At 56.3% G+C, this 14,756-nt stretch carries 8 protein-coding genes and 1 pseudogene; 2 read left to right on the top strand and 7 right to left on the bottom strand.

Going from position 1 to position 14,756, the window contains the following annotated elements; all coding sequences use genetic code 11:
* Positions 1 to 11: 11 nt before the first annotated feature.
* Positions 12 to 458 carry an excinuclease gene (locus tag EE949_RS10220; RefSeq protein WP_122664167.1) on the top strand — a complete coding sequence of 149 codons (447 nt, stop codon included), beginning with the start codon at positions 12 to 14 and terminating at the stop codon, positions 456 to 458.
* Between the two features lie 283 nt (positions 459 to 741).
* Here the strand turns inward: EE949_RS10220 and EE949_RS30240 are convergent, their stop codons facing one another.
* The 3 genes and pseudogenes from EE949_RS30240 to EE949_RS10210 form a co-directional block, all read right to left on the bottom strand.
* Positions 742 to 1,530, bottom strand: a complete 789-nt coding sequence (locus EE949_RS30240; protein ID WP_431194220.1) for a methyl-accepting chemotaxis protein — start codon at positions 1,528 to 1,530, stop codon at positions 742 to 744.
* Between the two features lie 72 nt (positions 1,531 to 1,602).
* Positions 1,603 to 2,364 (bottom strand): annotated as a pseudogene (locus EE949_RS30235) (MCP four helix bundle domain-containing protein); the annotation flags it as partial.
* 81 nt (positions 2,365 to 2,445) lie between these two features.
* Positions 2,446 to 3,342 carry a LysR family transcriptional regulator gene (locus EE949_RS10210; RefSeq protein ID WP_122664165.1) on the bottom strand — a complete coding sequence of 299 codons (897 nt, stop codon included), beginning with the start codon at positions 3,340 to 3,342 and terminating at the stop codon, positions 2,446 to 2,448.
* Between the two features lie 165 nt (positions 3,343 to 3,507).
* On the opposite strand from EE949_RS10210, the gene EE949_RS10205 reads away from it, so the two are divergent.
* Complete coding sequence (locus EE949_RS10205) at positions 3,508 to 4,734, top strand: MFS transporter (protein ID WP_430735975.1); 1,227 nt, start codon at positions 3,508 to 3,510, stop codon at positions 4,732 to 4,734.
* Between the two features lie 91 nt (positions 4,735 to 4,825).
* Here the strand turns inward: EE949_RS10205 and hemE are convergent, their stop codons facing one another.
* The 4 genes from hemE to EE949_RS10180 all read right to left on the bottom strand — a co-directional run bounded on the left by hemE (position 4,826) and on the right by EE949_RS10180 (position 14,737).
* On the bottom strand, positions 4,826 to 5,893 hold the full coding sequence (gene hemE / locus EE949_RS10200; RefSeq protein WP_122664163.1) for a uroporphyrinogen decarboxylase: 1,068 nt from the start codon (positions 5,891 to 5,893) through the stop codon (positions 4,826 to 4,828).
* 262 nt (positions 5,894 to 6,155) lie between these two features.
* Positions 6,156 to 9,311 (bottom strand): dermonecrotic toxin domain-containing protein, encoded by a 3,156-nt coding sequence (locus EE949_RS10195; protein WP_122664162.1) that lies wholly within the window; start codon positions 9,309 to 9,311, stop codon positions 6,156 to 6,158.
* A gap of 453 nt (positions 9,312 to 9,764) precedes the next feature.
* Entirely contained in the window at positions 9,765 to 12,929 is a 3,165-nt protein-coding gene (locus EE949_RS10185) for a dermonecrotic toxin domain-containing protein (RefSeq protein ID WP_122664160.1), read from the bottom strand.
* Between the two features lie 389 nt (positions 12,930 to 13,318).
* On the bottom strand, positions 13,319 to 14,737 hold the full coding sequence (locus EE949_RS10180; protein ID WP_122664159.1) for an FAD-dependent oxidoreductase: 1,419 nt from the start codon (positions 14,735 to 14,737) through the stop codon (positions 13,319 to 13,321).
* Positions 14,738 to 14,756 lie beyond the last annotated feature (19 nt).

The raw sequence follows: 14,756 nt of genomic DNA, 5'->3' as shown, positions 1-14,756 counted from the left end.
GAAAGACCGTTATGCAATTGAAAACCTGGATCGCCGCTGCTGCCATCGCCCTGTCCGTATTGCCAGGCGTCAGCCAGGCTCGCGACACGGCGCTGTTTCTGCCGTTTCAGAAAGTCATCAATGACATGACCGCCGCTGGCAAAATCGACGGCAGCGTTAAGTTCTATCTGGCGGGCGTGCCACCAAAAGGTAAGGTCACCGTCGTCAGCCCGGGCGCCGTGACCAACAAGAAAACCAACGCCTTCAACAAGAGCGACACAGAAGCCTGTGAGTGGGTACTGCAATCGGCCATCCTGCAAATGTACGGCGCCGCGAAAAACGCCAACGCCAACGCCGTGACCAACATCACCAGCTACTACAAAAGCATCGAACGCAAAGACCCGGTGAACTATGAGTGCCACGCGGGCGCGTTCATTGCTGGCGTTGCGTTGAAGGGTGATTTGAGCAAGGTGGATTAAACCCAAACTGCTGATATTTGTAGGAGCTGCCGAAGGCTGCGAAGCACGCACCCTGACACACCGCGATGGCAGCCTTCGGCAGCTCTCATCAAAAAAATACAACCATCTGATTTCAAATGCTTTTCTGTAGGAGCGAGCTTGCTCGCGATAGCGTCAGGTCAGACAGTAATTTCTCAACAGGTCTACCGTTATCGCGAGCAAGCTCACTCCTACAGGGTCCACGCTTGCCGCACGACAGCGCTGTGTCAGGGACGCTAGGCAGTCCTCTGCGGGAGAGTCTGGACTACAACTGAAAGCGCCCGACCATGGTTTTCAGGTCGTGGGACAGCCCCGACAGAGACTGGCTGGCCGAGTCGATCTGCCCGGCACCCTCCGAGGTCTGGATCGACAGGTCGCGGATGTTGACCAGATTGCGGTCGATCTCTCGCGCCACCTGAGCCTGCTCTTCTGAGGCACTGGCGATCACCAGATTCCTTTCGTGAATCAGCGAGATAGCCTGGGCAATCTCATCCAGCGCACCACCGGCGGTTCTGGCCATGTCCAAAGTCGTGAGCGCCTGCTCATTGGTGGCCTGCATGGTATCAACGACCTTCGCTGTACCGGCCCGAATCGCCGCGACCATTTGCTCGATTTCCTGAGTGGAGGTCTGAGTACGCCCCGCCAATGCGCGCACTTCATCGGCAACGACAGCGAAACCTCGTCCGGCTTCTCCCGCACGCGCAGCCTCGATTGCGGCGTTAAGCGCCAGCAGATTGGTCTGCTCGGCCACGCCCCGAATCACATCCAGAATTTTGCCGATGTCTTGGGAATGCTCGGCCAGCTCACGGACCTGCGAGGAAGCATCCTCGACACGCTGCCCCATACGTTCGATGGCCTGAATAGTCCCGTCGACGCGCTGGCGACCCATTTGCGCGGTCGTTGTCGAAGCACTGGAAGCATCCGCCGTGGAGACAGCGTTGCGGGCTACTTCCTCAACAGCCACGGTCATTTCGTTAACCGCTGTAGCAGCCTGCTGAATTTCGTCGTTCTGGTTATGCAGATCACCGGAAGTCTGAGTGGTGATCGCTGTCATTTCTTCGGCAGCAGTAGCAAGTTGGTCGGAAGAGTTACCGATAAGACGCAGGGTATCCATCAAGGCTTGCTGCATGTCACCCAAAGACTTTTGCAGATCGGCGGCCTCATCCTTGCCATCGACCTCGATAGTCCCGGTCAGGTCTCCGCGGGCAATACGCCGGGCGGCACCGATGGCCCCATTGAGTGGTTGCACAATGCTGCGCGTCAGCAACCAGGCCAGCCCGACGGTCAGCGCAAATACCAGCACCAGCACGCTCACGGTGGTCTGCATCGCGGTGTCATAGCGTTGCTCGGCCTGCTGGGTGTAGAGGCTGCCTTGCTCGAGGTTGATCTTGACCAGCTCGTTGAACAGATCACCGGTCTGGTTGGACAGATCCTGGATGGTGCCGTTGAGCAGCGCGGTCATCCCTGGAATATCGCCCTGCTCGGAAAGCTTCTGATAGCTATCCAGCGCCTGTTGATATTGGGCCACGACGCTTTGCATCTTCGAAAAGGAAGTACGAGCGACTTCGGGTACGATCGGGGTATATCCGTCCAGCGCCTTGCTCAATTCGCCGCGCAGAAAGACCAGGCGTTGGGTGGATGGACCCAGGACGGCGGGATCACGGTTGATCATCAACCGGAACGTGAGCACCCGAATGCCCAGCGAGTTGTCACGAATACTGCCCAGCCATCGGGTCCCCGCGTGCGACACCTGCTCGGTGTGCACAACGGCCTCGCGCATCTGCGTGATCTGGTGCATGGAGAAGATGCCGAAGCCAAGCATCAACACACTGATTACGCCAAAACTCAGAAAGGCACGTGTCGAAATACGTATCTGCCGAAGAGCCATAAATCACCGAAAACTGGAAAGGTCTTTAACCTGTCTCGACTACGGGCAGCAGAACTTGACCCTCCAGCTCACAATCGGTGGCTATTTGTCCTCCGCCCGGCGCGTCACCAACTCAACGAACGCCATGGCCATGGGTGATTGCTGATCCTTGCGCTGCACCAGCCAAACCGCACTGGTGGCGTCCGGGTCAAGCAAGGTTCGGTAGACCACGCCGTCGATGCGCATGCGTCGGTATGAGGCTGGCAACACGGTCACGCCAAGGCCCGCCGCGACCAGGCCGATGATGGTCATGACCTCGCCCGCCTCTTGGGTAATCAGTGGGCTGAAGCCCGCAGCTCTGGCCAGATCGACAAGCTGTGCATACAAACCGCTGCCATAGGTGCGTGGGAAGAACACAAAGGGCTCATTGGCCAGCTCTGATAAATGGATGCCTTGGTCACTGCCCTGCGCCAAGGGGTGGTCGGCGTTGATGATTGCCACAAGCGATTCGCGTAGCAGTTCATGTACGACCAGTGAATCCGGTAAAGCCAAGGGGCGCATGATGCCCACCTGAATCGACTCATCCTCCAGTCCGGCAGCCACTTCCTTGCTGTTCATTTCCTGCAACGACAGGTGCACGGCTGGAAAAGTCTGGCGAAACGCGAGGATCGCCTGCGGGATACTCGACGTGAACGGCGCCGAGGTCGTAAAGCCGATCTTCAGCTCACCCAACTCCCCCAATTGCGCTCGCCGGGCGACATCCGCAGCTTTATCGACCTGCGCCAGCACCAGCCGGGCTTCATCCAGAAACAACCGCCCCGCCTCACTCAACTCCACGCGCCGGTTGGTACGTTCAAAAAGACGCGCGCCCAGTTCCTGTTCCAGCGCCTGGATCTGCTGGCTCAACGGGGGTTGGGATATCCCCAGAACCAACGCGGCGCGACCGAAGTGCAACTCCTCGGCAACCGCAATGAAGTAGCGCAGATGACGTAATTCCATGGCCTTCCCAATGAGTCGTTTTACCTATCAAACAGGTCGAACAATATATTGGAAAGAATGATTAGCGAGCTATATTCTTTTTTCTCATTGCCCGCCAGACGCTCTTTGAGGCCCACCGTGAACACTGTCGTCAGCCCTTCTACTCCGCACACCCAATCGACAACGATTGAAGCGGCCATCCCCCTGGGTGACGTTTACATCGAGAAAGACACACCGTTGTTCATGCGCACGGTGCTCGCGCTGTTCGCCGGCGGTTTCGCGACGTTTGCACTGTTGTACTGCGTGCAGCCGATGATGCCGGTGCTGTCCCGGGAGTTTTCGATCAATGCGGCACAGAGCAGTCTGATTCTTTCGGTATCAACGGGCATGCTGGCAATCGGCTTGTTGATCACCGGGCCAATTTCCGACCGGCTCGGGCGTAAGCCTGTGATGGTGCTGGCGCTGTTCTGCGCCGCGATCTTCACCCTCGCCAGCGCGTTGATGCCCAGCTGGGAAGGCGTACTGATTACACGAGCCTTGGTCGGCCTTTCCCTCAGCGGGCTGGCGGCGGTGGCGATGACTTACCTCAGCGAAGAAATCCACCCTAACCACATTGGCCTGGCCATGGGGCTGTATATCGGTGGCAACGCGATTGGCGGTATGAGCGGCCGGGTTATCACTGGCGTATTGATCGACTATGTCAGCTGGCACGTGGCGTTGATGGTGGTAGGCGTTTTGGCACTGATCGCCGCGGCGGTGTTCTGGAAAATCCTTCCGGAATCGCGCAACTTCCGCGCACGCTCGTTGCAACCGCGTAGCCTGATTGACGGCTTCGTCATGCAGTTTCGTGATGCGGGCCTTCCGCTACTGTTCCTCGAAGCGTTCCTGCTGATGGGCAGCTTCGTGACCCTGTTCAATTACATTGGCTATCGCTTGCTGGCCGAGCCCTATCATTTGAGTCAGGCGGTAGTCGGGCTGTTTTCTGTGGTGTATCTGTCCGGTATCTACAGCTCGGCGAAGATCGGCTCGCTGGCTGACAAACTGGGCCGCCGCCAGGTGCTGTGGGCGGTGATCGTGTTGATGCTGGCTGGCATGGCGTTGACCATGTTCGAGCCATTGGCCCTGGTGATCATTGGCGTGTTGATGTTCACCTTCGGCTTCTTTGGTGCGCATTCGGTGGCCAGCAGCTGGATCGGCCGACGGGCAATCAAAGCCAAAGGGCAGGCCTCGTCGCTCTATCTGTTCAGCTATTACGCGGGTTCAAGCGTGGCCGGGACGGCTGGCGGGGTGTGCTGGCATTACGGCGGGTGGTACGGCATCGGGTTGTTTATTGGTGTGCTGCTGTTGATTGCGCTGGGTGTGGCACTGAAGTTGGCGAAGTTGCCGCCGTTGCAGGTAAAGACACAAATATAAGCGCTCTCTGTAGGAGCGGCCGAAGGCTGCGAACGCGGTGTGTCAGGCATCCACTTTCGCAGCCTTCGGCAGCTCGTACAGGGTCAGGGCATCAACCGTGATATTGCGCCGACAACTCGCGCACAGCGTCGATGAAAGCACCCGCATGAGCCGGATCGACTTCAGGGGTGATGCCGTGGCCGAGGTTGAAGACGTGGCCGTTGCCACTGCCGTAGCTGGCGAGGATTCGCGAGACTTCGGCGCGTATGGCTTGCGGGCTCGCGTACAGCACGGATGGGTCCATGTTGCCTTGCAAGGCGACTTTGTCACCGACACGACGGCGGGCGTCACCGATGTTGGTGGTCCAGTCCAGGCCCAGTGCGTCAGCGCCGGTTTCAGCCATGCTTTCCAGCCACAGACCGCCGCCTTTGGTGAACAGGATCACCGGAACCTTGCGACCGTCGTGCTCGCGGATCAGGCCGTTGACGATCTTGCGCATGTAGGCCAGCGAGAACTCCTGATACGCCGCATCGGAAAGGCTACCGCCCCAGCTGTCGAATACCTGCACCGCTTGTGCGCCCGCAAGAATCTGGCCGTTGAGATAAGCGATAACCGAGTCAGCCAGCTTGTCGAGCAGCAAGTGCATCGCCTGCGGGTTTTCGTAGAGCATCGCTTTGGACTTGCGATGGTCTTTGGACGAACCGCCTTCCACCATATAAGTGGCGAGGGTCCAAGGGCTACCGGAGAAACCGATCAGCGGCACACGACCGTTCAACTCGCGGCGGATGGTGCTGACAGCGTCCATCACATAACCGAGGTCCTTTTGCGGATCAGGGATCGGCAGGGCCTCGATGTCGGCCAGGGTGTTGACGGTTTTCTTGAAGCGCGGACCTTCGCCCGTTTCAAAGTACAAGCCCAGCCCCATGGCATCGGGAATGGTCAGGATGTCGGAGAACAGGATCGCCGCGTCCAGATGCGGATAACGATCAAGCGGCTGCAGGGTGACTTCGCAGGCGAACTCCGGGTTCATGCACAGGCTCATGAAGTCCCCGGCTTTGGCGCGACTGGCACGGTACTCCGGCAGGTAGCGACCGGCCTGACGCATCATCCAGACGGGGGTGACGTCCACGGGTTGCTTGAGCAGGGCACGAAGGAAACGGTCGTTCTTCAAGGCAGTCATGTCGGCATCCGCAAAAAAAGTGCGGGCATTTTCTCAGACGTGGACGCAAAAGGCACGGCCAGAGCCGTGCCTTTTATCTATCGGGTCGATTTGTCGCAGCAGTAATGCTTATCAAACATGCATAACGGTCTGACTCAAGCGCACTCTCTGCATAAGCGCGCGGAGATTACGATGAGCCGCCAGATATACCACTGTCGCTGCAGCGCACCGCTGGTGCGCTATTTAAGGGCTGCCGTTCTGCCGCGGGCCAGTCCTGCGTAACCTAACCAAATTTGAATTTGTGCCATTCCATGATTTCTTCAAGGACCAGCACACCCTTGTTATTGGCAGGATGCCTGACTTTCAAACGCCACGCGCCTGCCCCTTTACTCCCAGGTATCCCGGTAAGTCTGAACGTGAATAGCAACTCCTTTGCCGCATTCTTCCCTACCGTTTCAAACCCGTGACACTGATTGTTCGTCGCGAAATCTACCTTGATCTTTTCGATGCACTCCAGGACTGCGTCCCGAATGTGCGCATCTTTTTTCTTGAGAACCTTCAGCTTCGCAAGAACCTCACCAGTGGGTAAATCCAGCCTGAAGGCAACTTCACCTCCCGCGCCTCCTGGCGGATGGTAGCGCCACACATTTTTCTCATCAGGGAACATCGGCGTTTTGCCGGGAGCATCCGGGTTACGAAGATCAACCATCCTCCATACCATGTTCTTATGGTCGGCTACGACGGGATACGCTCTGCCGTCGCGCACCAGATAAAAACTGCTTGCGCCACCACTGACCTGCTCATGGACACCCTTGAAAAAACCATCGGTGCGCAACATCAATCTTTCCGGCAATTGCGGCAGAGCGGTCCTGGCATCGAAGTTCAAGACACCCGTTTGCCTGTCTATAAAAGGTTTGATTTTCCCGGGTTTTACCTTTGAAGCTGCCGAAAGCAAAAGCGTATCGATAAGCAACAATGCGGCTTCTATGAAATAACCTGCTGCTTCGCCGCTCTTTCCGCCGACGGCCTTGTGTATGCCTTGAGATATGACATACAGACTGCGCAGTGCGGCAATAGGCAGTGCAATTTTAACGGGTAGAAAATTCAGCGCTACTTCAGCAGCAATGCTGATGACATCCCAAGCGCTCTGCCAGTTCTTTTCGCTGGTAGTTGTGGTTTGTACATCGACGCTCTCAAGAACCCTTGCAACTTTCTCTTCATACGCGCCTTCAAGAAAATTACGGCTGTAGACCTCAGTCTCAATGTCGATAAAGCGCCAGCTACTGCCAAGCAGACTTTCGATCTGGGCACGAGACTGGGGCGCAATCAGACTCATCAGATAATCCTGGTAGTCAGGGCGATGCAGCAGTGCGCGCAACGCTGCGAAGTTGCTGAGTTTATGAAAGCACAGACCATCTGGTGCCGAGGGGGTGTAGACCACCAGCGGAGAGCTATTGAAGGTGAATGAAGGCCTGATAATCAACAGCCCGTCCAGAGGCACGCCGCTGAGAGTGATTTTTTCAACCTGAATCTGATGACCTTCCACCCATGCGCGCTTATCACCATCAACCGGGTTGTCCAGAATGGCCTCTACCCACTGGTAACCCAAGGCTGTCTGATCTACAGATGACTGACCGGCAGTGAGAAAATCCCCGGCTATCTTTGCTTCAAAGGCATCCATGCGCATCTGCGCCTGCATCACCTGCGCGAAGTGCTCTTTACGCCATGCCCCTTCGGCAGAGGTCAACAAACGCGCTTTCAAGACGGCTGTATAGTCTGCGCCTACATTGAGATCACGAATCAGATCATAGATGTACTCAGCAGTCAGGGCGCTGATAGGTTCACCTTCAACATTCTGAACAGTAGCTGTCGTCCGAAAGCTGAAATTCGTGGCCGAGATATTATTCAGGCTCAAGTCCGTGAGGCTATGCTTTTGAAACTTAGGCGTAACCTCAGCGCCCCCAAAATAGAACCCCGGTGTAACAACCGTTCCAATTATCTCGGTGTGCCGTGTAACCACAATCACCTCATCGGGCTCAAGCATCAGCCCATGATCGATGCGTAGCCGCTCACTCAGTTTCTCACGGGCATAGTCACGTATCTGCCTGGGTTCGCCATACCCCTTGACTTCGGATGAACCGGACGCTCGGGCTTCGAGTAGCGCCAACATGGCATCCCGCCAGGCAAGTTTGTCAGCGGCTGAAGCGCGCTTAAGCCAGTCAGGTAGAAAATCCCCTTTCACACCAACGGCAAACCAGCCGCCATTGTCATCAATGGCTAGCCTGGCTACGGCTCTGCGCAAACCGCTGACGTCATCGGCGGACTCCAGTCCCAGTAAGGTGCGCTCGTGGGCCTGTAACTGAGAAATGATTGCCAGGTAAAAACTATCGGTATCCGACCCGGCAGGTCTGACCTTCACAACGTCCTCGTCACCTCTCCCATAAAGACCTTTTTCGCCGTACACCAATACCACGGGGTCGCCTTGGCCTGGAGGTCGATATTTGTGTTCCGAGTAGTGAGTCACCACCAGACCTCGGCCCAGCCGGGCGGTCAACAGGCGCCCTGCATAGAAACGGGCCATCGTATCGCTCTCGTCACCGTAGACCCGTGTATGCAGCAGTCCGTCAATAGCTCGATAGTGACTCCACTCCAGAAATGACCCGCTCAGAGCCTCGGCAAAGACATCCGGCATTACTTGGTCACGCAGCAGTTCGTTTTCCTCGACCTGAGTCAGCGGCAGGGTATGCAGCAGCGTCACCAATCGCTCGACCGGCAACTGCGGATTGAGTACGTGCAGGATCGATAACGATAGCGACCACTCTTCTGGCGATGGCACCCAAAAAGGCAGGTAGTGGTTCAACTCAGCGCCTGGTGATTCAGATTTCGAGACATGTGCATCCGCCATCAATGCCTCGAACAGTAGCGCACGCTCCATTCGTGCCGCTCTTGAGATTTGCCCACGTAACGTCGCGATTCGGCTCTCGACACTAATATCATCGCCATAGCGACCGATCTCGGATGTTGAAGGAATCTGGCTGAATAACACCCAAAACAACGACTCAGTGAGGTAAGTGAAGCTACTGCCCGGTGCAGAGTAGGTGCCATCATCGCGCTGCACGAAGGTGATCGTTTGCTCAACAATCATCCAATCGTTGCCTTTGAGGTAGGAGGCCAACGTCTCACCTTCGTTATCGACAACAACGATGCCCATGTTCACCGGCCACTGAGGCAGCCAGGTCAGCATGGCGAACAGCAAACCGTCGCCACCTTCAGGGAAATAGTTATCTTCGGTAAATCGCTCGGCGAACTGGTCAAGGATTCGATCAGCACGCCGGCGTGCGATGTGTTCACGAATTGAGCTGATGCTCGGTTTGAATGTCCTCTGCGCTTCGGAACCTGAAGGCGTGGCAGAGGCAGGTTGGGCTGTATCTCGAAACATGGCTATTTCCTTATAGCGACATGTATGAAAAGGAAATCTGTACGACAGCGTTTCCCGTTAAGTCAGGCACAGATCCTAGCCCGCCCGTGGAGCAGAAATACCTCGGGGAAATAAACGGCAAAGCAGTCGGCGAGCCAGCCTCTGATGGCGCGGATCAACAAAAATTGGCGTGCAAAGCTGGAGAGCCTGGCCCGCCGTCGTCAGCGGACAAACAGGTAAGAATTTTCATGTCCCGCGACGAACAGGTCGACTTGTTGCAAAGATTGAAACCATAAGGGGAGCAAATTGCTTGCTCCCCTCATGCGGCGGCCGAACTTACGGGCCTGGCTTTGACGATCAGGCCTTGAGCGCTACACAGTTGTGATCAGCGAACCTGCATGGCCCTTCAGCAGGGATCGTTCACGGCGTGTTTCAACATTCCGCTCCAGGCCCGTAGTGTCTTAAAGCTGCAGATCAATGAGAACTCAAGACCCTATCAAACACGAGAACGCCTTTCTCCCTTTCCTTTAGTTGCAAGCGCCACGGCCCTCTGCCTTTGCTGCTTGGCATTCCCGTTAAATCAAGCGTGAAAATTTTCTCCTTCGTAACTGGATCCTTGTAACCGTGAAACTTGCCACCGCCTCTCTCCGCGTACTTTTCGGTGACCTTTCTTATGCTTTCCCGGAGCTTTTTCTGGATATGCTCATCAGCCTTTCTGAAGACCTTCGCGCCTTCAAAACCTGTCAGGTCAAGCGTGTAGCGCTCGGTACCTCCCAGCAACCCCAACCTGGCATGTACCCATTTTCCTTCCTTGAAAATGACCGGCATTTGGTAATAGGCGTCCGGTCGACGAGGGTCAACCAGCCTCCAGGTGGAAAAGTCCCGGTCATAACGAACGGGATAAGTCTTTGCGCCGTGTACCACGTAGTAGCTTGAGGCATGGCCTTCCCGGCTCAGCTCATGGATGCCGTTGTATCGACCGTCGGTGCGCGACGTCAAACCCTTCGGATTTTTCGACAAGGCCTTTTTCGGGTCGAATATGGATGGCGTGGAGGGTATTCCCGTCGATCCGGGCTTAAGCCCTCTGGATCCTCGTAAGCCATAGGCCAGAAATCCAATGGCCTCGATGAAACGCGTTCCGGCACCCGACAAATCACCTTTCAGGACATGCTGAATACTTTGCAAGGCGGCGTATATGCTGCGAAATGACGCAATAGGTAGCGCTACTTTGAACGGAAGAAACGTCAGCACAATTTCGGTCACGATTCCGGCAATCTGCCAGACACTCTCCCAATCCCCCTCGGACGTGCTGTTCGTTTGTTCATCGACCGCCGCAAGGACACGCTCCACTTGCGCGACATAGGCTGACTCAAGGAAATTTCCGGTACATGGCTTGATGCTTATTTTGGCCAGCTCACGTATACCGCTTGCTGGAGACACGCGTTCAACCAATGCATACCTGACACCCGCCTGGTCGTCAGGAGCAGCCATATTTATCACGTAACTCCGCCAATCGGTGGAGCCAAGCAAGAGCTCTCGCAATGCAATAAGACTGTTAAACACACGAAAGCATTTTCCATCCGGTGCCAGCGGGGTAAACACCACAAACTCAGAAGTGCGCCAGTCAGACGGTCCGATAATCAACAGGCCATCTAGCTTGTAACCATTGATGAACACCTGCTCAGCCTGTATCTGGCCACCCTCCACCTGTGCCCGACGATCATCATTGACAGGTTGATCCAGCACGGCCGCCACCCAGGTGTAGGCAAGATCATCCTGCCCCGGAGTTGCCCCTCCCTGCTGAAGATAATCCCCGGCTATTCGGGCCTCCAGGGCGTCCAGGCGCATTTGCGCCTGTAGAACCTGCACATAGTGCTCTTGGTGCCACTTGCCCTGAGATGACGACAGCAAATAGTTTTTCAGGAAACTCGAATAGTCGTTGCCCACATCCAGATCACGCACCAGACCATAGAGGTAATCAGCACTCAAGGCGTTGATCGGGTTCCTGTTTGCGTCAAATGCACGCCCCGTGAAGCGCAATTCCAAGTCCGTAAAAGACACATTCTGCAAGCTCAGATCAGTCAGGCTGCGAGTCCGCGTTTCGATGACTTCCTCTCTTCCCCGCAAGGGTGGTACGGGGAAGAGAGGCGGGACATAAGTCGATTTAGTACCGGTCGTCTCGATCCAGATATCATCCGGATTCAGATCCAGACCGATATCGACTTTCAAACGCTCCTCAAGCTTTTTACGGGCGTATTCACGCAACTGCCGAGGTTCTCCATACGTAGCGACATCAGGAAAACCAGGCGTTTGCGCCTCGGTCAATGCCTGCCAGTACACCTGCACCGCCGTTCGCCAACTGAGCTTGTCGGCCCGTGAAGCTTGCTTGAACCAGCGCGGCATAAACTCGCTGCTGACCCCGTCTGGATCTTGCGGGGCAAACCAGCCTCGGCTGTCTTCAACAGCAAGTGTCGCGATAGCCCTGCGAAAGCCCACTACATCGTCTTCAGAGTGTATGCCCAGCGTCGCGCGCTCAGTAGGTTGCAACAAGGAACTGATCGCCAGGTAGAAACTGTCAGTACCTTTCAAATACCTGCCCACCTTACCCGTGCTCACCTGCAGAGCGCGATAATCGCCGTTAGCGAAACACTGCAGCACCACAGGATTAACATCCGGCCCGGCAGCCTGATATTGCTCGTCATCCGGACCAATGATTATCAGCTCGCGACCAAGCCGGTTCATCAACAACTTCCTGGCCAGATCGCGAGCCAAAACGTCGGTATCCGGATTAAAGCTTCGAGCATGGAACAGTCCGTCAATGGCCTGGTCGCGGGTCCATTCTGCGATTGAGGTCGCTAACGCCGCCATGAAGTCTTCGGGTAATTCACCGCCCTCAAGAAAGTCAGCCTTCTGAGTTTCAGTCAACGGTGTGCCAAGCAGCAGATCGGTCAGGCGTGCTACAGGCACCTGCGGGTTTTGCATTAGCAGAGCGACCAGCACCGGAGACAGGTCGAGTGAGGCGACGGAGCGTATCGGCAGATAGGGATTAGGGCGGTTGAACGGCTGGTCGCTTTTAACGACATAGGCTCCGGCCAGCAACGCGTCAAAAAGCAACGCACGCTCTGACCGAGCCAATTTTGCAACTTGGTCGCGGATCAACACCACAGGATCGACGATCAGGTTGGTGATAAGGGATTCATCGTCGTCATAGCCAAGCTCCGAGGAGTCGGGCAACTGATCAAAGATCAAGCGCAGTAGCGGCTCTTCGGCAGGAACGGGCTCATTATCCACCCCGGCGTACGTGCCATCGTCGCGCTGCACCAGCATGACGCTGTGGTTGACGATACTTTCATCATCACCCTTCAGGTAGCAGGCAACCTCGTTTCCTTCGCCATCGAGAATCTTGATCTGCGTGTCTCCGGGCCATTTCGGCAAGCAGGTCAGCATGGCGAACAACAAACCATCGCCATCATCAGGGAGGAAGTTTTTTTCATTAAAGCGCTCGACGATTTGATCCATGATTTCATCCGCCTGTTGACGCGCGCGATGCTCGAGGATTGCGACAGTGCTCGGTGTGAAGCGCTTCGGTTCTTCGGTGTTTGAGGATGTTGATGGAGCTGCGGGCTTACCTTGGGGCATGGCTATTTCCTTATAGCGACATGTATGAAAAGGGAATCTGTACGCGAGCGTTTCCCGTTAGTCAGGCACAGATCCTAGCTCGCCCGCAGAGCAGAAATACCTCGGGGAAACAACCAGCAAAGCAGTAGGCGAGCCAGCATCTGATGGCGCGGATGAGGTAAAAGAGGCGGATGAAGCTGGAGGGGGTATTAGCGCCGGGGTCTGGTTGGAAGCGACTTCCGCCGGTGGGCACGGTGCCGATTTGTTGCGGGGTTTGAAGCGGGGGCGAGAATTATGTGAGAGCGGAGCTTGCCCGCGATCTGGACGCCGAAGCCCTTCAGACCCAAAGCGTTATCGTTCATCGCGAGCAAGCTCGGCTCCTACAGGTTCGTGGGAGCCGAGCTGCTACATCAAACGCCCAGGTAGTCCAGAATCCCTTCTGCCGCGTTGCGGCCTTCGAAGATTGCGGTCACTACCAGGTCAGAACCGCGCACCATGTCGCCACCGGCGAAGATTTTCGGGTTGCTGGTCTGGTGTTTGTACTGCGCCTGTTCCGGGGCGATAACACGGCCCTGGCTGTCGGTCTGAATAGTGAACTGCTCGAACCACGGTGCCGGGCTTGGACGGAAGCCGAACGCGATGACCACGGCATCAGCCGGGATGATCTCTTCCGAGCCGGGAATCGGCTCAGGGCTGCGACGGCCACGGGCATCCGGTTCGCCAAGACGAGTCTCGACCACCTTCACACCTTCAACCTTGTCTTCGCCAACAATGGCGATCGGCTGACGGTTGTAGAGGAACTTCACGCCTTCTTCCTTGGCGTTCTTCACTTCCTTGCGAGAACCCGGCATGTTTTCTTCGTCGCGACGATAAGCGCAGGTCACCGACTTGGCACCCTGACGGATCGAAGTACGGTTGCAGTCCATGGCCGTGTCACCACCGCCGAGGACGACAATCCTCTTGCCCTTCATGTCGACGAAATCTTCCGGCGACTTTTCAAAGCCCAGATTGCGATTAACGTTGGCGATCAGGAAATCCAGTGCATCGTGCACGCCAGGCAGGTCTTCACCGGCAAAGCCACCTTTCATGTAGGTGTAGGTGCCCATGCCCATGAACACGGCATCGTATTCTTCGAGCAACTGCTCCATGGTCACGTCCGTGCCGATTTCGGTATTGAGACGGAACTCGATACCCATGCCGGTGAAGACTTCGCGACGATGGCTCAGTACGGTTTTTTCCAGCTTGAACTCGGGGATGCCGAACGTCAGCAAGCCGCCGATTTCCGGGTTCTTGTCGAACACCACCGGAGTCACGCCGCCACGCACCAGCACGTCGGCACAGCCCAGCCCGGCAGGACCGGCACCGATGACCGCGACGCGTTTACCGGTCGGCACCACCTTTGACATATCTGGACGCCAGCCCATGGCAAACGCTGTGTCGGTGATGTATTTCTCCACCGAACCAATGGTCACCGCACCGAAGCCGTCGTTCAGGGTGCAGGCACCTTCACACAAGCGGTCTTGCGGACACACACGACCGCAGACTTCCGGCAGGGTGTTGGTCTGGTGCGACAGCTCGGCGGCGGCCAAAATGTTGCCTTCGGCGACCAGCTTCAGCCAGTTGGGGATGAAGTTGTGTACCGGGCATTTCCATTCGCAGTACGGGTTACCGCAACCCAGGCAACGGTGAGCCTGATCGGCTGACTGTTGTGGTTTGAAGGGTTCGTAGATTTCCACGAACTCTTTCTTGCGCTGACGCAGCAGCTTCTTCTTCGGATCTTTACGCCCGACATCGAGGAATTGAAAGTCGTTACTGAGACGTTCGGCCATTTGGTGCCTCTTCGGGCAG

The sequence above is a fragment of the Pseudomonas viridiflava genome, from assembly GCF_900602065.1.
GTDB lineage: Bacteria > Pseudomonadota > Gammaproteobacteria > Pseudomonadales > Pseudomonadaceae > Aquipseudomonas.
The sequence above is the reverse complement of the archived record's forward strand: the minus strand, read 5'-3'. Positions and strand labels throughout refer to the sequence as shown.